This is a genomic window from Shewanella sp. Actino-trap-3 (assembly GCF_002836275.1).
Taxonomy (GTDB): Bacteria; Pseudomonadota; Gammaproteobacteria; order Enterobacterales; family Shewanellaceae; genus Shewanella; species Shewanella psychromarinicola.
Map to the genome: position 1 here is coordinate 2,475,501 of NZ_PJCE01000001.1, position 19,697 is coordinate 2,495,197.

Here is a 19,697-nt window from a genome sequence, read left to right on the forward strand (position 1 = left end):
CCTGCCGCCCACTCATCTGGCGCTATTTTACTGCCACTATTTCACTGCCACTATGCCTGATCGCAAAGCGCCTGCCATTGGACGCTAGCAACAGGGTCGCCATTTTTAAAACCAATATAGCTATTCAGTTTACGGCTGATATCACTCTGGCATTGAGTTTCTACGGATGTGGGGATTTCGATCAAATGCAGCCCGCCTGTGGCTGTTTGTTGTAGGGTCTGTATCAGCTGTGCCTGAGTCTGACAATAATGGCCCTGCCCGCCGTAAGCTTGGATCAACAACTTCGGATCAAAACCTTCTGCATTGCAGTGATATATGGGCGCATTGCCTGCTTTGCCTAAATGAAACACATTGTTTCGCATGTAAAGTATCGTGACATTGGCATGCTGTTTCTGCAAATTAATCAACTCATTAGCCTGAAAATTAAACCCGCCATCACCTGTGATAACCAAAATAGGCACTTGACTGCCAATGTAAGCGAGTTCATCGGCTACCGCTCTGGCATAGGGAAGGCTTGTGCCCATGGCGGCATACCAAGGATTGGCCAAAAAACTGCGTCCAAGTTCAGTGCTTAAGGTATTAAGCTCGAAGCTGGCGAAGAAGGCATTGCCTATTTCAGGAATAAATACATAGGGCTGAGGCAAGGTGGCTTGAGCTACATTGATCACCTTTGCCAAATTGGCATAGCTTAGGCTCTGCTGGGCTTCAATGTTTGCTCCCATAACGGCAACAGCATCTTGCGGCGCAGCCTGCGCTGATAGTTGAGGTTGTTTTGTTGTTGCTTCTAGCCTGTGCTGCAGCCCCAACTCTAGCAGGGTGACGACGGCGATGATGTCTTGCTCCCGGTGAGCAGTGCCCTTTAACATCGTCTTATTCTGGTGCTTGTCTATGGCATGAGTCTGGCTGCCAAAGGCATTGTTGGTGTCTGATGGAAAAATAGCTGTGCCTATTTCCAACACATAATCGGCGATGGTTTCAATGTAGATTTTACCTGGGGTGTGGCTGAATACGCCGTTATAGCAGCCAAGACAGAGAGGATCACTTTCATCGACCATACCCTTGGCAAACCAAGTGACGGCATAGGGTAGTTGCAACTGATGACATAGCTTGACCAATCTTGCCAATAAATCGGGATTAAGGCGCAACTTTTCCCCAAGAAACAGTAAGGGAGCCTTAGATTTGCTCAGCTTATCGAGTATGTTAGCGGCGATAAGTTCACCGCCGCTCAAATTAAGGTGTTGTCCTTGGAGAGAATCCAGACTTGGGGGTAAAGACAAGGCTTGAGTCGGTTGCTGCACCAGATCCCTGGGGATCTCGATATACACAGGTTGGCGATGTAAATAAGCATGAGTCATTAATGCTAAGCATTGCTCAGCGGCAATATTAGGCTGACCAGTATGACGCTGTCCTTGTAGTCGCTCTGCGCGAATACCTAGGGCTTTAAACGCATTGAGGGCAGCATTGAGATCCGTATTCCACGCGGTATGAGGATGCACAGTATGGTGCAAGGAATGCTGGGCGATTTCATTCTCCCCAGGAGCACCGGATATAAAAATAACAGGTAAGCCTTCGGTGCGGGCTAGGGCCGCGGCAGAAATACAGGGTAAGCTGCCGACTGTGTATGTTGTAAGGCAGACACCAAGGCCTGCTACCTCGGCTTGAGCACATGCGCTAAAGCCTGCGTGCATCTCATTACTTGAGGGCAGCACAGTAAGGCTCGGCTCAAGTGCATTAATAAGGTTGGCGACAAAATCGCCACCCACACCATAGAGCCGCTTCGCCCCAAAAAATTGCAATAACTGGGCAAGGCTATGTCCCAGTTGTGGCAAGCTGTCATGGTACTGCTTGCCAAAATTGTGTTGAATCGATGAGGTCACATTACGCTCCTATAGTCGTTAATGGCCTTAGACTAAGCGCAAGTGCTAGATCATGTATTGATCGAGATCAGCTTTATAAAATTGCCCTGCAGATGCGGTTGTCACAACGCCCTCCCCACAACCAAGCAACCCATTTTGCTAATCCTCTCCCAATGGCCAATCGGCCACACCACTAGAACAACTCATTTCACCGCAGCTCAAACCAAGTGACCCATTGAAAATTTAAACGAGGTTTAAGTTTGGGTTAAGTAACCTACTCCTAAACCACATTAGGCGCGTCACATCATGCCATTAAATAACTTGCACACCATTAACGTCTGGGATGTGTTGATCCGCATATTCCATTGGTCACTCGTTGGTTTTTTTACTCTAGCCTATTTAACCGAGGGCGAAGATGAGTGGATGACGATTCACAGCTATGCGGGTTACAGCATCTTAATCTTAATAGTTTTTCGCCTGTTATGGGGATGCATCAAAAAGACCCGCATAGCAATCGCCCCCATGGCACCGTCCATTACCATCGATCGCTTAACCGACAGCGCCAAAATAGAAAAATGGTTCACTCGTAACTTTAGTCGCTACGCCACAGCTAATATAAGAGGCAAACTTCGGCATTCCCTTTATATAATTACTTTCAAACCAATCGATAGTGAACCCGCTGCTTTGTATATTTTCAATCATAGGCCTATTTAAATTACAGCCACCAAAGGCGTTACCCCATAAACGATTTAAACGATTTTGCCATTTTTTAATTGAGTCATCAGGAGCTTGACCATGCTCACAGAAAAGAATTTTACCATCGGGCTTTAATACTCTGTGTATTTGCTTCATTGCGGCACGCCAATCAGCAATAGTGCAAAGCGTGTACGTTAACACGACTGAGTCAACACAATGATCATCAAGCGGAATTTGTTCACCGGGGAGACTTAGCCACTCAACCTGAATAGGGGATTTAGCTACATTTTTTAGCGCTTTTTTACGCATTCCAAGAGAAGGTTCAAGCCCCCATATCATGTTAACTTTCATAGGATTATATAAAGTCATGTTAACAGCAGACCCCATACCAACCTCTAACACATTGCCATAAGCTAAAGGAACGACTTTTTGCCTAAGTTCCATTATGACACTGGAAGAACAAGCGCAATTGATAATGTGTGGAAGAATATTGTTTTCATAAAAACTCAAAGGTAAAACCTCTCTATAATTTGAGATTTACATGTCGAACGTTCAATATAAACCGCGCGAGCTTCAGCGGCTATAGGGCGCGAATGTATATTATGGTTAGCGCGCAATGTAAACCTCATCGGCTATTTCCCCTCGGCTCAATATGTATCTATATGCCTATATTGCCCATATTTCTTGAATCCAGCCTTAACCGTAACCAGTGTAGTGGCCTTCTGGTTCGGAATTATAACTCCCGCGCACTTTATTAACTGAGGGGATTGGTACCGTTTATTTAACACCGAAATCCGATCCAGTCGATCACAGTTCAAACCAATAGCAGATCTTGTCATTAAAAAATGATAGCTAACTTTAGCCTAATCCCGCTGTTTTTATTACAATGGGCATAAGAACTTACACAGCTTAAAGTAAACTACAATATGGCAAAACCGAATAAGAAAGGACCTTCCCGTACCGTCGACATCTTCTGCGCTAAGTGTAAAACCCAGCTGTTTAAGTATCGCAAGGGAGGTAAAGGCGCCTTAATCAAATGCTTCAAGGAGCGTATTGTCGAAGACAACACCAAAGTCCCCTGCACTTGCCCTGAATGCGGCCAGGTATTTGCCCGAGAGACTTTAGTTAGAGGCGCGCCAGCCTTTAAAATGGTGGGTGGAAAAGTCACGTTTAAATAATTCCTAGCATCATCAGTAACAATGACACTACTGCGGATCTATCCATGGCGAGTGTGGGTCTCAATGTGAATATGAGTAAAAACGGCCACCTTATTGCAAAAGGCTCATCATCCCCGCGCCAGTGAGTATACTAACCCCCGATAATGGCAAACACTGCTTTCTGCCACCACAATCAAGCAAATAATCACCATCAGCCATTTTTTAGGGGGACATGAGTCGCATCAAAAGCAATGACAAAAGTGAAGCAATTGAATAGAAAACTAAGGCCAACAGCCTTTGAAGAGTAGACGATTGCCCTGACTCATCGACAGCGTCCATATATGACATGTTTATTACGGCTATTTTATTTATGGAGTGATTAATCAGTGATTAATTGACCGAGTAATAGAACGCGGAAAAGCCAAATGCTAACTCAATCAATAAATGAAACGTTAACGCAGGCCATAAACTGCGAGTCTTAATGGTTAAATAGGATAATAAAGGCGAGGCGATGATCATGCCGATGGCTTCGTAGATAGGTTTTTTTATGTGGAATAATACTTCGAAGATGCACACGATAATGGTCATTATAATCGCTGCCGCCATTGGATTAAGTTTGTAATGCTTGGTTAAACAATATTGGCCACCGCCCAATAAAAATCCTCGGTGGAGGACTTCCCAGCCGATGATGGTCGATGCGGTAAAAATGAGAAAACGCTGAAACTTACCCGCTTCTCTGAGATCCTCTAAAGAACGTCCATGGCGATAGTGAGAGAAATAATCTGCGGCAAAAAATTGTAGATAAATAAATAAACAAAGCAGAAGACCAAAAAAGACAGCCATAAGCAGCAGGTTTTCACGATTAATTGTAGGTTTAGAGAAATACAGTTGTTTTAACGGTATCGCCAGCAAAAAAACCAGAACAAAAGGAAAGACTAGTCGGCTTAACACCCAATAACCTTTAAACCCTCCCGACGCTAAAAAATTATTGCTGACATACACACCAATCACCTGTAACAGTAATATTACTATTAATAATATACAGAACGGAGCCGCCATTTTGGCGCTAAGGATCTGGTCTTGGTGTGACATGTTTGTTATTTCCTTTTATGCTTTTTTAGAGCATTTTTTAGAGCATTTTTTAGGGCTGCTTTAGCAATTGACGCCACAATCTCTTATATGAGCTCCCTTGAATGCCACCCATTCATCTAACGAATGGACGCCTAAGAATGCCACGACTTCTTAAAATACTACCCATTCTTCTGACGATATTCATCTAACGAATGAACCCCTAAGAATGCCACGACTTCTTAAAAATGCCACCCATTCTTCTGACGATAACGTTTTAAGTTGACGAAAATGATTATTGCGACGTGTTAATCGTGACTGTCTACATGATTTGTCTCTAGATGATGCTCTAATGATGTGGGGGATAGCCGATAAATGTCTCAAATTTGGCCTTCTGCGTCGCTCCATATCCTAAATCCATTGAGTCGAGGTGCCACTGATATTCGAAAGGATTAGAAAGCGTCAGGCAACATTATTTATTTTAAAAGAATTCGCAACAAGAGTGCCTCTATATGTGTTGGCATCCTTTTACTTGCAAGCGCACGACGATTTAACCGCTAAACGACATACGAAGTAGATGAATCAATAGCCAAATAAGCCACTCACTTATCGAGTTCCATAACGTTTGGTTTCATTAGCAGTTGCGATTATTTGCGAACTTGATCGCGTTTTACAAGGCTACACTGCATAATTTTCGTTTATTGTGCTAAATTTAGAACTCACAGTTCTAAATTTATATTGAGAAGCAACAATGGCGCATCGTTGGCAAATTGCAATTTCTGCGGGTTTATTAGCGGCTATTTGGGCTGGTCTTGCTGATGTGTTTCATCTAGTGACATGGGTTGGCTTTCTCGGTTGCAGTACTTTTTTTGCTCAAACTGAATCTGGCGCTAAAGGGATGATGATGGCGATGATGACCAATCTTTCAGGTGTATTCTGGGGATGGTTAATTATTGTGGGGAGTGGTGTACTGGGTTCGCCAATAATAAGCTATGCATTAACGGGTATTGTCACTGCAATGATGTGCTTACAAGCCAGTAATAAAAACTTCGCTTTTATTCCCGGCACGTTTATTGGTTGTTGTATTACATTCGCGTTAAATGCTGATATCGCAGCAATTATTCCACCTCTAGTTATAGGCGCAGCGCTAGGCTATAGCATGAGCCTACTAACCGGCTTATTGATAACGTTAACGGCTAAAACAGCTGAATCGTTGAAAGATGAAACCGTAAAAGAAATCTAAGCACAGATTCGATGCCTCAATCGAGTCTGACACAAACGTTGGACGAGGCACTAGAGACTTAGACCTCATCTGGAGTAAGGCTTGTTGAAGTATTTACTTCCATTATTTTCCTAGATTCATATGCTGGGATTACCTAAGAAAACAACGTTTTAGTATTTATGTGGTGCCCTGTTTGCAAGGCATAAATCGCTTGTTGGACTTGGCCGATGCCGAGTTAAGGTTAACTGGCAACTTCTTTACTTAACGTAAGATGCTAAAGTGAAACTACGCCACCTATTTTTTATGAGTGAAACTACGCCACCTATTTTTTATGTTTGTTAGGTTTTCTTTAACTCTTGAGATAACACATCTTCCATTGTGGCACTTTGAGCTAATTGCTTCTCAAGTATATCGACGAGTTCATTGTATTTAGGCGAGCCACCTAATTGAGGCAATATGATTATAAGGAATACCAACGGAATTGCTAAATATGTAAATTCATTTACTGAGAGTGAACCAAAGAACATTACCAATAGAGCAACACCCAATATTGCGAATAAAGCAGGCTGAAATAATTTGCTTTTGTTTTTTGATTTAATGGCAGCATTGATAAGTGCTACTTCTTTTTTAGTTAATTCAATCTACTGTATCTCCTGAAAACATACTGCCCTGTTAACAGGCAATAAAATAGTTGGTTAAAATACGCGACAATGGCGCAAAGACCAACTTTTTTGTCCTTATTTAACAGCTTGTTAGGCGAATTAACTGCCACCGTACTTCTTGTTTGCTTTAAATGCTTCAACTTCTAAAGGAGCATTGGAATATCCATATTTTGCCAAATCAGATAAATGCTGAAAAATAATTTTGTCCAAGCTTGACCTTTCGATTTGTAATACATGAACAAGTTCGTGTGCTAATTTGGGGGTATCAAGTTCATATCCCTTTCTAACGTATATTGAGTAGCCAAAAACTTGGGCATTATTAATAATATTTTCGCCGATAAAACCTAACGACAACCCCATTTTCTTTAAACCTTCATTTTCATAAGGGTACGGGACTCTATCAACGTAAACGATTTTGACTTTTTCAGGAAATTTAATCCCGACTTCACTAGCTAAATTAAGTCCTTTTTTATCTAAAGGTATACCTACCTTTATTCCCTTTTTATCTACTTCATGCGCCCACTCGATATATTGTGGCAACAATTGCTCAAAAGCTCCTACAGCCTCGTTATTTGCATTAGCTTGCCAAGATATCAGGCTTGCAAAAGTTAAACTCATTATTATTTTCATAGTATCCTTTATTAAATGTAAGGCATTCGCCTAACGTTTTAGTATTTATGCGTTTCGCTGTTTGCATGGAACAAATCGCTTGTTGGACTTGGCCGAGTCCAGGTTAATTGGTACGCTTTATGCTATAGGAATTTGCTTTTTGATGCTGGCTATGGGCTACAGAGCAGTTTGGGATCAATTGACATCGAGTAGTAGGTATGTTTTCATTGAAATTCCTTTTCATCGTATTTTCTATCATACATCTTTAAGCTTGGCTGATTCAATGAGGGTTAATAAACTCAATTGAAGCATCTGTTGGCTCCATACGCAGCCTTCTTAGTTCAACGCCCAATTAACGGGCAATAAAATAGTTGGCTAAAATGAGTGACGAAGGAGAAAAGCCAACTGTTTTTGTCCCTGTTTAATTGCTTGTTATGTTTTCTTTGGCGATACTAGCTTATTGTCGATAATGAGAGCGCCATCTTTTATTACAATATTACCGATCCAGATTGAGCCATAAAACAAATCATCAAGATACAAATCCTTTTGGTATTTTCCAATGATTTCAAACTTATGTGGCTTTGATTTCTTGCCGAAAATAACTGTATGCTTTAATGGCGATGGTGAACTTTTACCAATTGTCGATATACGCATTAACTCAGTAGAATAAGGCTCAATAATGGTAATAGTTAGTCCCGGATGTGACATCGTATTCCATCCATTTATCATCCACTATTCTCCTTCACTAGCTCCAGTTACACCTATAACACTGGCACAACCAGTTACAGATAACATAATGCAGATAATAGCTAATTTGTACAAATATTTCATTGGGCATCCTTGAAAACATAACGTTTTAGTATTTATGCATTGCGCCGTTTGCATGGCACAAATCGCTTGTTGGACTTGGCCGAGGCCTAGTTCAGGTTAATTGGTACGCTTTATGCAATAGGAATTTGCTTTTTGATGCTGACTATGGGTTACAGAGCAGTTTGGGATCAATTGACATCGAGTAGTAGGTAAGTTTTTCATTGAAATTCCTTTTCATCGTATTTTTATCTTACATCTTTAAGCTTAACTGTTTCAATGAGGATTATATACTCAATTGGAACTTTTGTTGGTCCATGCAGCGGCTTAGTTCAACGCCCTGTTAACAGGCAATAAAATAGTTGGTTAAAATAAGCGACGAAGGAGCAAAACCAACTGTTTTTGTCCTTTTAACAGCTTGTTATGCAGAAAGAAACGCAATTCTACTTTACGCTTATTTCTAATAGTTCACTCATCATTTTCCTGCCAAAATTGACAAACTTACCTCCACCACTTGAAGTTAGCATAACTACTCCGACATTATATTCTGGAAAAATAAATACTCACAGCCATAACCATCTAAATCGCCACCATGAAACAATACTGTTTCAGAAAACAGAGGGAACTCATTGCTTGCTTCAAACATTCCAAGGCCATAACTGAGTCCTAGGTATATTTCTCCAGCCTGAGTAAATTCAGTGTCATATTTTATTTTGAGTTGAAACGAGCGGTGAAGTCACCCGTTTTACTGAATAACGAGTATGCCTTCAGTTGTAACACCATAAGGCGAGCTAGATCATCAATACTTGAGTAAACACCCCATGTGGCGCTAATAACCCCATATCCCACGGTTGAGTCACAACTTGACGATCGTCTTTTCTGTAAGGTAAAGCCATTTGAGTGTGCTTTTGGCTTTCAGATAAATTTACCAAAGTATTTGAAAGGCTATATTTATCATTAATATAATGTTTAACTAATTCAGCATAACTTGTATTTGTCACCTTGCTCAACACATATCCAAGTACAGCATAATTTAAATTTGAATATTCCCATTTTCATTAACGGTAAAGCTTAATTTAATGGTTTTAGCGCACTCAATAGCATTTTCATCATAACCACCTAAAAATGCATCACCATCGATTCTAGTGACGTTTTTAGGATAATTAGGTAAACCAGAACGATGTGTCATTAGATGTTCAATCGTTAATGATTTAAATTCTTCAGAGAATCTTTGGGAAAACATCGGGTAAAAGATCAATGACACGATCAGTAAGCTTCAGTTTCCCTCATCTATTAGCTCTAACGTTATAATACTAGTTAATACTTTCGACTGAGAACCAATTTGAAATAACGTCTTAGAGTTTATTGCTTGCTTGGTTTCTCTGTCTCTTATACCTACCCCTGAAGTAAATACCACTTTTCCTTGTTGAATAATGCCAACTGCCAATGCTGGAACATCTTCTTTAGCCATAAACTCTTTAATTTGTTGTTCAATTTTAAGCTTATCTACTAGAGTAACCTGAGCGAATACTGATGGAATAAGGAATAAGGAAAAGGTAAAAGCAAAGCTAATTTTTATCATTATTTATCTCGTTTTAGTAAAGTTGACGACTATTGCCAAATCTTAATTTTCTGCATAACGTTTAGGTTAAGGGGCTGCGGCACGCAGTCCCAGAGAGCAAAACGAACGACTTGAACCGCTTGTTATGCCGCAGAACGCTGAGTCCTTACTGCTGCCAAGTAAATTATAGTAAACGCTACAAACACTATATCCATGATGATTGCTGGAGTTGCTTTGGCCAAATAGGCTTGGCCATAGGTTATGACTAGTGAAACAAATATTGCTTTACTCAGCGCACAAATTGCGGCAGCAAAGGCTCTGTGCTTTTCTACAAGTGCTCCGTATATTAAAATTATGCCTATAAGACCAACTAAGGCTGACCAGCTCCGTATAATTATGGATTCTAGGGTGCCGTTAAATGAAGCGCCGAACATTGATTCTAGTGCAGCTTGAGGTGCAATAAGACCGTAAAACATTGTTGCTGTTAGTGCGCCCGATACCAGCATGAGCCACTTAAAATTTCTTGTTATGAATTCCATAATTTCCTCGTATGCTTGTTGTTGGGGTACTACGTGAATTTGCTTTGCGGCATAACGTTTTAGTATTCATGCGTTGCGCCGTTTGCGACGCATAAATCGCTTGTTGGACTTGGCCGAGGCCTAGTTCAGGTTAATTGGTCCGTTTTATGCTAAAGGAATTTGCTTTTTGATGCTGGCTATGGGCTACAGAGCAGTTTTGAACTGATTATGTGGCTTGATTTGTACGTGTTTCATTGAAATTCCCTTGTCATTGTGGTGTTCCATCACATCTTTTTAAGTCTAGCTGATTCAATACAGTAATACAGTCAATTGAAGCTTGATTTGGCTCCGCGCAGCGGCTTGTTCAACGCCCATTTAAGGGCTGATAATTGTTTGCTAAAATGTGTAGCGAAGCGAAACCGAGCAAACTGTTAGCAGACCCCACTTGAAATTTTGTTAGGTACCAATTGCTAATTTAGCGCCGTATGTGAGACCTATTTTGATCATTGACGATGCACTATCTTTGCCAAGTACCTTAATACCATTGCTAAGTTGCTCGCCTAAAGATTTCTTGCTTTTAATTCGCTCGGTACCGCGTTTAATATCTCAAGGCCTTTAGGTGAAAGCGTAACACCTTCAAATGAAATAGGCCTTTCTGAGTTTTGCACCAGATATAACCTGCTTCAATTAACCAATACATGGTTTCTTCAGCAATCTGGTATTCAACTTCACTTAAAGTAAAACTCCATCTGGATCTTCGCCAAAAGCTTCTTTAATGGCAATGCCAATATCCATATTTGAAATTCTAACTTTTAAAGGAAATGCTTGGTAACACTGACCAAAATTTCAGCTACAGCTATGTTAAAAGCTTCGATATTGCTCATGACTATCCTTGCTACCTAACGTTTTAGTATTTATGCGTTGCGCTGTTTGCGACGCATAAATCGCTTGTTGGACTTGGCCGATGCCTAGTCCAAATTAATTGGCATGCTTCATGCTATAGGAATTTGCTTTTTGATGCTGGCTATGGGCTACAGAGCAGTTTGGGATCAATTGACATCAGTAGTAGGTATGTTTTCATTGAAATTCCTTTTCATCGTATTTTTCTATCATACATCTTTAAGCTTGGCTGATTCAATGAGGGTTAATAAACTCAATTGAAGCATCTGTTGGCTCTCCGCGCAGCGGCTTAGTTCAACGCCCAAATAACAGGCTAAGTAATGGTTGGCTAAAATTGTGTAGAAGCGAAACGTAGCCAACTGTTACGTGTCCTTGTTTATTTTCTTGTTAGGCAGTTTTCACACTCTGCCAATAATTTATCTGTGAATCCTTTCATAGCGACAACAAGATTGAACACATATTCTTTGTCGATATTTAAATGTGTACGGGCATAATATTCTGCCTCTAGATTATCATTACAATCAATTATTTTAATTGTTTTGAGTGAGCCTTTTATCAATATTACCCGCAGCATGAGCAATGACATTACGTATGGCTTGAGCATCCTTTATTTGCTTCCATTCTGTTCCGCTAACGGGAGAAAGCGAGCTTAATTTTGATAAGTATTGCTTTGCTCTTTCAATACCTGAGCCAGTAAAATCTGTAAAAGAAGCCTTAATATCTAAATCTGCTTCAACCACTTCTACATAATTGATTCATAAAATCCTCAAATATAGACACCAACATAATTAAATACGATTTTCGTTGGTATTGAGGAAAATCATCGCTTAACTTTGCAGTTAAGTCATTACGATAGTTAAACCTATGAAGTGTTGGTTCGTGATCTTCAAGTATTGAAGATGTATATCGCTCTAACTCTTCAATCCAATTGCGCTCAGACATTTCTATAAATAACTTGTATGAATCAAGTTCAACCGAGAAATATGCTACGACTTGATACGGGACTTGCATGACTCCTCCTGAACTGCCTAACAGCGTATTAGCGAGAATTCCGATAAACATCCTGAGAAGCTTACCAAAACTCAACATCCATACTACTTTAATTATTAATAATTTTAGTAACTTATCAGCTTAAATAACCCAAATCAATCACCTTTTAGTCTAGGCAAAAGCGAGAATTTAGATAACCGAGAATGATATGGCTCGTCATATAGATCCGATTTTTTAACAAAATAAGCTAATTCAATTGGATAGCATTGTCCTTTAGGTAAAACCGAGAATTTTTGCGATTACATAACGAGAACAAAACTGGCATTTTTACAAGAATGAATTATAACTGTATATATATACAGCTATAATGTCAGTTTGAATCAAAAGGAGTTGATATGTCAACATCACCATTTCTCGAGTCAATTCGTACCGAACTTCGCACTCGTCGTTACAGTATCAAAACAGAGAAAGTATACTTATATTGGATAAAGCAATTTATCCTTTTCAATGACAAAAAACATCCTCAAGACATGGGTAATGCCGAAATTGAGCGTTTCTTAAATCACTTAGCAGTCAATCGGCAGGTAAGTGCAGCAACACAAAACCAAGCTTTATGCGCAATTATTTATGTATATAAACATATCATTCGAAGAGAGATATCGGATTTACGTTATTCGTTTACTAAGCGAGAGCAGTCCATACCGACAGTGCTAACCCACGAGGAGGCTAAAAACATTATTAGCCACCTTTCTGGCCAATATTGGTTAATTGCATCACTTCTATATGGTGGAGGATTACGAATAAATGAGGCATTAAAGCTAAGAATTAAAGATGTAAACATACAGAATAATACGTTATTTATTTTTAGAGGCAAAGGTAAAAAAGACCGTTATACATTATTGCCAAAATCCTTAAGCCATTCTTTGGATAACCAATTTAGTATCGTAAAAGCTCGCCACCAGCAAGATTTAAGTGAAGGTTATGGGTTAGCATCTTTGCCACCTGCACTATTACGCAAATATGGTAATGCCGCTAAAGATTTATCTTGGCAGTATGTTTTCCCCTCATCGACGCGCTGTACACATCCATATGATGGCTATATTTGTCGTCATCATATTCACGAAACAACATTTAGAAAACAATTACGCAAAGCAGTATTAATCAGCCAAATACCGAAGCAAGTAAAAGCACATACCTTTAGGCATACGTTTGCGACTCAACTACTGCAAAATGGTACCGACATTCGTACTGTTCAAGAACTATTAGGCCATTCAGATCTTAAAACGACTGAACTGTATACCCATGTTATAGGTTCTCGCTTTAGTCATACTACCAGCCCAATAGATAGATAACGCCCACAACAAAGGACTCTTGCGAGCCCTTTTATACTTAGATTGTGGCAACCGCTTTGTGAGCGGTTTAGCTATTGCAAGACTTAGCTACGTAAACCAATGCCGCGCGATATTAAGTAATAAGCCAGTGTCCATAAGCTGACGCAAAAGCCCACCATAATGGCAATGGATAACGGTACGCTGAGATCTGCAAACCCTAAAAAGCCGTAGCGGAATACGTTGATCATATACACCACAGGGTTTAAGCCCGACACACCTTGCCAAAAAGGTGGCAATAACGATAACGAGTAAAATACCCCACCTAAATAGGTGAGTGGCGTAAGAATAAACGTCGGAATAATACTGATGTCATCAAAGCTTTTGGCAAACACCGCATTAATTAAGCCACCAAGTGAGAATAACACTGAGGTTAAAAACATGGTTAAAATAACCAAGCTAACGTGATGCAAGGAGATATCAACAAACAACATCGCCACCACGGTAACAATTAAGCCAACGCACAAACCACGGGCGACACCGCCACCAACGTAACCGGCTATCATCACATAATGGGGGACGGGTGCCACCATGATTTCTTCAATATTACGTTGAAACTTGGCGCTGTAAAACGATGAGGCCACATTAGAGTATGAGCTGGTGATCACCGACATCATGATTAAACCAGGGGCGATAAACTCCATATAGCTCACGCCGCCCATTTCACCGATGCGGCTACCGACTAAGTTACCAAAAATTAAAAAATATAACGTCATGGTAATCGCTGGCGGCACTAGCGTTTGGATCCAAATACGGGTAAAGCGATTAATTTCTTTGGTTAAAATACTTTTAAAAGCCACAAGATACAGGTGGTTCATTATTTTGACTCCTTGGCTTTCTCTACCCGCTCAACAAACAATTCTTCTAAGCGGTTGGCTTTGTTGCGCATCGACAGTACTTCAATATTGGCTGCGGTCAACTGGGTAAATAACTCATTAATGTTGTTCGATTTAGCCACGTCGACTTCTAATGTGTGGTCATCCGTTAAACGGCAAGTCATGTTGGTTAACTGCGGCGCTACGTCGAGATGCTTTCGTAAATCGAAAATAAAAGTTTCAACATTAAGCTTGCTCAGCAATGCCTTCATGGTCGTAAACTCAACCAGTAAACCATTATCGATAATACCTATGGTGCGGCAGAGCATTTCGGCTTCTTCAAGGTAGTGAGTGGTTAAAATAATGGTCACGCCTTGTTGATTGATTAGCTTTAAAAAGTCCCACATTGAGCGACGTAATTCAATGTCTACCCCTGCAGTGGGTTCATCTAAAATCAACAATTTAGGTTCATGCATTAACGCACGGGCAATCATTAAACGGCGTTTCATTCCACCGGATAGCTCACGTGCTTGCGCGTGGCGTTTATGCCATAAATCCAATTGGCTTAGGTACTTTTCAGCACGCACTAAGGCAACCTCTTTTGGCACCCCATAGTAACCCGCTTGGTTAACGACTATTTGTTGCACGGTTTCAAACTGATTAAAGTTGAATTCTTGCGGTACTAAACCAATACATAACTTGGCATGTTCGAGTTGCTTATCTATATCAAAACCAAATACCGACACCGAGCCCGCTGTTTTTTGTACTAACGAACTGATGATGCCAATGGTGGTAGATTTACCTGCACCATTGGGGCCAAGCAGAGCAAAAAAGTCGCCTTGCTTTACCGTCAAACTGATTGATTTAACGGCTTCGACACCGCCTTTATAGATTTTTTTAAGGTTATCAATTACTAAAGCATTGGCGTTATCGGCCATGTTGAAATCCTCTACTCGATGAAAACAAAAAATCCCGCTTTTGCGGGAGTCTGGCAAAGAATACCGTATTAATCTAACGGTACCACTTTTGCGATATAAGGCAGGTTGCGATATTGCTCTGCGTAGTCGATACCGTATCCCACAATAAATTCGTCAGGGATGGTAATGCCAATAAAATCGACTAGCACGTCAACTTCACGACGTTCAGGTTTATCGATCAAGGTACATAATGCTAAGCTTTTAGGCTCACGTAATAACAACATTTCGCGCACTTTATTTAACGTGTTACCGGAGTCAATTAAGTCTTCAACAATCAATACATCACGACCGGCGATGTCTGACTGCACATCTTTAAGTACTTTCACATCGCGAGAGCTGCTCATGGTATTGCCGTAACTTGATACTGCCATAAAATCGATTTCGACATGGCCCTTGATCCGGCGACACAAATCGGCCATAAACACGACTGAACCTTTTAATAAGCCAACCATTAATAAGCGTTCACTGTTGGCGTAATGGGCATTAATACGTTCAGCTAACTGGTCTAGGGTTTTATTGATTTCTGCTTCAGAAATCATCATTTCAATTGTGTGCTTCATAAATCTCTCAATTGTCGATGTCGTCATGTAGCTGAGTATGTCCGTATCCCCAGCGACTCGTTAAGTCGTGGTCAATACCCAAATGGTCAAGTATTCGGGAAACCATGAAGTTTACCAGATCTTGTACTGATTTGGGATTATGATAAAAGCCTGGCGCCGCTGGCATGATGGTCGCACCGTTACGCGTTAGGCTTAACATATGCTCTAAGTGTATGGCACTAAACGGAGTTTCTCGTGGCACTAATATCAATTGGCCACGCTCTTTTAATACTACGTCTGCTGCTCTTTCGAGCAAATGATTACTCATTCCGGTCGCCACGGCCGCTAATGTGCCGGTTGAACACGGGCAAATTACCATTTGTTTCGGTGCAGCGCTACCCGATGCTGGAGGCGAAAACCATTCATCCTTGCCTAATACCACTAACTCGCCTTTGGGTGGTTCATCAGGGTTGGCTAACTGTTGTAATAACTGCGCTTTGGCTTTGTCAGGATTGGCGCTGAGTTGCAAACCGTGTTCGGTGGCGAGCACCACACGCGCCGCACTGGATATCATTAAAAAGACTTGGTAATCGGCCGCTAGCAAACATTCCAGCAGCTTAATGCCATAAGGTGCGCCAGACGCTCCGGTCCAGGCGAGGCTGATTGCTTTGGCTTTTTTGGCGTAGGCCATGTTGTCCCCTCTGTTGGTGATAGCGGTTACGCTAACGCCTTAATAATTTTTTGGTGGATACCGTTAAAGCCCCCATTACTCATGATCACCACGGTATCGCCATCGCTTGCGGTATTAGCTACCGAGGCAATAATGTCTTCAATGTTGTGACACACAGTTACCGGGATGGGCGCATTGGCCATACTGGCGTTTATGTCCCAATCAATATTGTCTGCTTGATATAAATAGCCCACATCGGCTAATGCCATCGAATTGGCTAAGGTGTCTTTATGTACGCCGCTTTTCATGGTGTTTGAGCGCGGCTCTAGCACCACAATAATTTTACCATTAGCATTGTTACTGCTAGCTACTTTGGCTCGTAATCCTTGAAGTGTGGTGGCTATGGCCGTGGGATGATGAGCAAAATCGTCATAAACCGACACACCATTGACTGTTGCTAATAGCTCTAAACGACGCTTTGGTGGACTAAATTGCGTTAGCGCTTCAATGGCATGGTTTGGTACTACGCCCACATGGCGTGCTGCCGCTATCGCCATAATGGCATTTTCAATATTGTGTTGACCTATCAAAGCCCAGTTTAATATCCCCTGCGATGTGCCATTTAACAGCACCTCAAACTCATGGCCATCGTCGGTAATAGTACGCGACTGCCAAGCACTCGGTTCACCTTGGCTCGCTGAAGGCGTGACGGGATGATGGGCGACATCCGTGGCTATGGTTGCGGCTTTAGAATAAATTTCTTGTTCGCTCCAACAGCCCATATCAATCACTTGTTGTACCGCTTCAACATCGCTAGGCCAAATCACCTTGCCTTCGCCAGGTACCGTTCGAATAACATGATTGAATTGGCGCTGGATAGCCGCGAGATCGGCAAAAATGTCGGCATGATCAAATTCAAGATTATTGATCACTAGCGTACGTGGATGGTAATGAACAAACTTAGAGCGTTTGTCAAAAAAGGCGCTGTCGTATTCATCGGCTTCAACCACAAAAAATGGCGAATGACCTAAACGAGCTGATACGCCAAAGTTTTGCGGCACGCCACCAATTAGAAAACCTGGTTGATAACCGCAATATTCAAGGATCCACGCGAGCATGCTTGAAGTAGAGGTTTTACCGTGTGTACCAGATACAGCCAAAACCCAACGTTCTGGCAAAATATGTTCAGACAAAAACTGCGGTCCGGAAGTGTATTTTATGCCGCGATTTAATACGGCTTCAACACAAGGATTGCCCCGGCTCATGGCATTACCAATAACCACTAGGTCTGGTTGATTGTCGCCTTCTTTGCCTAATTGCGCCGGATCAAAGCCTTGAATTAGCTCGATACCTTGCTGTTCAAGCTGGGTGCTCATCGGCGGATAAACATTGGCATCGCTACCCGTCACTTTGTGGCCCATTGCGCGGGCAAGCAGGGCTAAACCGCCCATAAAAGTGCCACAAATCCCTAAAATGTGTACGTGCATGACTCAACTCTAATTGATCCGTAATATGACGGTTATTCTAATCTATTGCGCTGCAGAATGTCAGTTAACAATTAGCCATCTATTTGGGGCTAATACAAAATAAAAAACAATCCCATACTGAGTACTGTCGTTAGCAAGGTGTTGCGGGTCACGTAAGCCAGCACTGTCGCCACCAGCGCACAGGTTAAATAAGGATTGTGCACACTAATAGCCAGTTGGCCTTCTGGCACAAACACAATCGGCGCGAGTATGGCGGTCAGTACCGCAGGGGCTGAATAACTTAAAAACGTTAAGGTGTTTTTACCTAAGCGAATGGGCAGTTTAGGCTCAAGTAATAAATGCCTGCTGGTAAATACCACCACAGCCATTGCTAAAATAATCAGCCAAGTCATAGGTTTTCATCCTTGTTTACTGTAACTGAGCTTTCTGCGGCCGGATCAGCAGTAACTGAATGAGCTGCGGCCGATTGAGACGACCCCGAATGAGCGGTATTCGAAACGGCACTACCCGAATTACCCTCGTTAGTGAGTTTGGCATAAGTCATGCCTGCTGCCATGCCCGATATTGCCGCAATAAGCAGCCCTGCTTGAATGGTAAATACCGCGCACACCACCGCTAAGGTAAGCGACACTAATACGCACACCAAAATAGATGGCTTGTTAACTGTTGGCACCACAATGGCGATAAAGGTGGCTGCGATGGCAAAGTCGAGCCCCAGCTCATCTAAATTTTCGATAGACTGGCCTGCGACAATGCCGAGCAAAGTGGCAATATTCCACCCGATATAAAAGGTTAAGCCACCGCCTAAAGCATACCAGCGATCAAACTGATGTTGCGCTGGCGTATCACCTTTATGAGCTTGATTGGCTATAGCAAACAGTTCGTCGGTGAGCAAGAAGCCCAGGCCTAAACGCCATTTAAGCGGTAACGGGCTAATATGAGTGCGCATGGCCATGGCATACAGTAAATGCCGAGAGGTAATAAGTAAGGTGGTGATCAAAATACTGCCGATACCAATACCGGCTTTTATCATCCCAAGGGCGACCAATTGGGCACTGCCGGCGAAGATAATGGCCGACATCGCTTGGCTTTCAACAGGAGTGAGGCCAACTTCGAGCGCAAATGAACCCGCTAGAATGCCCCAAGGGACCACGGCTATTGTAAGCGGCATCACCGCTAATGCTCCTTTTAGAAAAGAACGGCTTTTGGTTGGTGTAATAGAAGTTAACTCAGCTGTGCCCACGTCATATCCTTATTTACTTATAGCCATTGACTCATATCGTCATTTTCCCCAGTACATAACAATGGGAGACAAGAAAATTAGCTTAGCGTAAATATGTCAATAAAGCGCTTGAAAACTGATCAGGTATGTTACGACGATATCGGTTAATCAATAAAGCATTTTGCTGTTATCAATTGCTCGATAAACATATCGATGTGGTCCGCTATTCATTGACCCTAAACCTAGCGTTTTGAGGGTCAGTTTAGGGTTATTGATGCTAAGTGTCGCAATACTCCATGCGGTGACACATGTATTCATGTTTAACAACAAGTGTTAACGATAATATAAAAAATACTTATTTATAATCATACGGTTACTGTTACAAGATATAAATGCATGAATTCATCAATAAATCAGTCTAATTGATGATTAGTAATATTATCTGAATTTGGATTTAACGAGTAACTAAAGGATAATGCCAACTTAACTATATTAGCTTAAGCTTTAATAGCATTTGTGATAAAACGATTAACCTCTTATTCCTTTGTATTGC

At 41.5% G+C, this 19,697-nt stretch carries 21 protein-coding genes and 1 pseudogene; 4 read left to right on the forward strand and 18 right to left on the reverse strand.

Annotated features, from left to right (window positions below; genetic code table 11):
• Positions 1-50 precede the first annotated feature (50 nt).
• A complete protein-coding gene (locus CXF80_RS10505) occupies positions 51-1,877 on the reverse strand; it encodes a thiamine pyrophosphate-binding protein (RefSeq protein ID WP_101032823.1) in 1,827 nt (608 codons plus the stop codon).
• A 285-nt stretch (positions 1,878-2,162) separates the two neighbouring features.
• On the opposite strand from CXF80_RS10505, the pseudogene CXF80_RS20680 reads away from it, so the two are divergent.
• Positions 2,163-2,390 (forward strand): annotated as a pseudogene (locus CXF80_RS20680) (cytochrome b/b6 domain-containing protein); the annotation flags it as partial.
• Between the two features lie 15 nt (positions 2,391-2,405).
• On the opposite strand, the gene CXF80_RS20685 reads toward CXF80_RS20680, so the two are convergent.
• Positions 2,406-3,062 carry a class I SAM-dependent methyltransferase gene (locus CXF80_RS20685; RefSeq protein WP_198554753.1) on the reverse strand — a complete coding sequence of 219 codons (657 nt, stop codon included), beginning with the start codon at positions 3,060-3,062 and terminating at the stop codon, positions 2,406-2,408.
• Positions 3,063-3,478: 416 nt separating this feature from the next.
• Between CXF80_RS20685 and CXF80_RS20445 the strand changes: the two genes are divergently transcribed.
• Positions 3,479-3,730: a hypothetical protein gene (locus CXF80_RS20445; RefSeq protein WP_101032825.1), complete on the forward strand. Its 252-nt coding sequence runs from the start codon at positions 3,479-3,481 to the stop codon at positions 3,728-3,730.
• A 369-nt stretch (positions 3,731-4,099) separates the two neighbouring features.
• Here CXF80_RS20445 and CXF80_RS10525 read toward each other — a convergent pair whose 3' ends face one another.
• A complete protein-coding gene (locus CXF80_RS10525; protein WP_101032826.1) occupies positions 4,100-4,801 on the reverse strand; it encodes a CPBP family glutamic-type intramembrane protease in 702 nt (233 codons plus the stop codon).
• A gap of 727 nt (positions 4,802-5,528) precedes the next feature.
• Between CXF80_RS10525 and CXF80_RS10530 the strand changes: the two genes are divergently transcribed.
• The gene (locus tag CXF80_RS10530) at positions 5,529-6,020 is read left to right on the forward strand and encodes a DUF1097 domain-containing protein (RefSeq protein ID WP_101032827.1); all 492 of its coding nucleotides are present in this window, start codon (positions 5,529-5,531) and stop codon (positions 6,018-6,020) included.
• A 740-nt stretch (positions 6,021-6,760) separates the two neighbouring features.
• On the opposite strand, the gene CXF80_RS10540 is transcribed toward CXF80_RS10530, so the two are convergent.
• The 8 genes from CXF80_RS10540 to CXF80_RS10575 all read right to left on the reverse strand — a co-directional run bounded on the left by CXF80_RS10540 (position 6,761) and on the right by CXF80_RS10575 (position 12,145).
• On the reverse strand, positions 6,761-7,291 hold the full coding sequence (locus CXF80_RS10540) for a hypothetical protein (RefSeq protein ID WP_101032829.1): 531 nt from the start codon (positions 7,289-7,291) through the stop codon (positions 6,761-6,763).
• A 411-nt stretch (positions 7,292-7,702) separates the two neighbouring features.
• The gene (locus CXF80_RS10545) at positions 7,703-7,999 is read right to left on the reverse strand and encodes a hypothetical protein (RefSeq protein ID WP_232772082.1); all 297 of its coding nucleotides are present in this window, start codon (positions 7,997-7,999) and stop codon (positions 7,703-7,705) included.
• Between the two features lie 869 nt (positions 8,000-8,868).
• Positions 8,869-9,078 (reverse strand): hypothetical protein, encoded by a 210-nt coding sequence (locus CXF80_RS10550; RefSeq protein ID WP_232772209.1) that lies wholly within the window; start codon positions 9,076-9,078, stop codon positions 8,869-8,871.
• Between the two features lie 32 nt (positions 9,079-9,110).
• Positions 9,111-9,320, reverse strand: coding sequence for a hypothetical protein (locus tag CXF80_RS20125; protein ID WP_157822213.1), 210 nt, complete (start codon positions 9,318-9,320; stop codon positions 9,111-9,113).
• A 33-nt stretch (positions 9,321-9,353) separates the two neighbouring features.
• Positions 9,354-9,659, reverse strand: coding sequence for a serine hydrolase (locus CXF80_RS10555; RefSeq protein ID WP_101032831.1), 306 nt, complete (start codon positions 9,657-9,659; stop codon positions 9,354-9,356).
• A 122-nt stretch (positions 9,660-9,781) separates the two neighbouring features.
• Positions 9,782-10,177 (reverse strand): hypothetical protein, encoded by a 396-nt coding sequence (locus CXF80_RS10560; protein ID WP_101032832.1) that lies wholly within the window; start codon positions 10,175-10,177, stop codon positions 9,782-9,784.
• A 1,409-nt stretch (positions 10,178-11,586) separates the two neighbouring features.
• Complete coding sequence (locus CXF80_RS10570; protein ID WP_101032833.1) at positions 11,587-11,796, reverse strand: hypothetical protein; 210 nt, start codon at positions 11,794-11,796, stop codon at positions 11,587-11,589.
• Positions 11,789-12,145 carry a hypothetical protein gene (locus CXF80_RS10575; protein WP_157822214.1) on the reverse strand — a complete coding sequence of 119 codons (357 nt, stop codon included), beginning with the start codon at positions 12,143-12,145 and terminating at the stop codon, positions 11,789-11,791. Before CXF80_RS10575 ends, CXF80_RS10570 begins: the two co-directional genes overlap by 8 nt.
• A 296-nt stretch (positions 12,146-12,441) precedes the next feature.
• On the opposite strand from CXF80_RS10575, the gene CXF80_RS10580 reads away from it, so the two are divergent.
• Positions 12,442-13,398, forward strand: a complete 957-nt coding sequence (locus tag CXF80_RS10580) for an integron integrase (RefSeq protein ID WP_101032835.1) — start codon at positions 12,442-12,444, stop codon at positions 13,396-13,398.
• 83 nt (positions 13,399-13,481) lie between these two features.
• On the opposite strand, the gene CXF80_RS10585 is transcribed toward CXF80_RS10580, so the two are convergent.
• The 7 genes from CXF80_RS10585 to CXF80_RS10615 form a co-directional block, all read right to left on the reverse strand.
• Entirely contained in the window at positions 13,482-14,252 is a 771-nt protein-coding gene (locus tag CXF80_RS10585; protein WP_101032836.1) for an ABC transporter permease, read from the reverse strand.
• Positions 14,252-15,187, reverse strand: coding sequence for an ABC transporter ATP-binding protein (locus tag CXF80_RS10590; RefSeq protein WP_101032837.1), 936 nt, complete (start codon positions 15,185-15,187; stop codon positions 14,252-14,254). The genes CXF80_RS10585 and CXF80_RS10590 overlap by 1 nt, the downstream gene beginning before the upstream one ends.
• Before the next feature lie 68 nt (positions 15,188-15,255).
• Positions 15,256-15,786 (reverse strand): hypoxanthine phosphoribosyltransferase, encoded by a 531-nt coding sequence (gene hpt, locus CXF80_RS10595; RefSeq protein WP_101032838.1) that lies wholly within the window; start codon positions 15,784-15,786, stop codon positions 15,256-15,258.
• 7 nt (positions 15,787-15,793) lie between these two features.
• Positions 15,794-16,456 carry a flavin prenyltransferase UbiX gene (locus tag CXF80_RS10600; RefSeq protein WP_101032839.1) on the reverse strand — a complete coding sequence of 221 codons (663 nt, stop codon included), beginning with the start codon at positions 16,454-16,456 and terminating at the stop codon, positions 15,794-15,796.
• Between the two features lie 26 nt (positions 16,457-16,482).
• Positions 16,483-17,922, reverse strand: a complete 1,440-nt coding sequence (gene mpl / locus CXF80_RS10605) for a UDP-N-acetylmuramate:L-alanyl-gamma-D-glutamyl-meso-diaminopimelate ligase (RefSeq protein WP_101032840.1) — start codon at positions 17,920-17,922, stop codon at positions 16,483-16,485.
• A gap of 89 nt (positions 17,923-18,011) precedes the next feature.
• Positions 18,012-18,314, reverse strand: coding sequence for an AzlD domain-containing protein (locus CXF80_RS10610; protein ID WP_101032841.1), 303 nt, complete (start codon positions 18,312-18,314; stop codon positions 18,012-18,014).
• The gene (locus CXF80_RS10615) at positions 18,311-19,165 is read right to left on the reverse strand and encodes an AzlC family ABC transporter permease (RefSeq protein WP_232772083.1); all 855 of its coding nucleotides are present in this window, start codon (positions 19,163-19,165) and stop codon (positions 18,311-18,313) included. The genes CXF80_RS10610 and CXF80_RS10615 overlap by 4 nt, the downstream gene beginning before the upstream one ends.
• Positions 19,166-19,697: the final 532 nt, after the last annotated feature.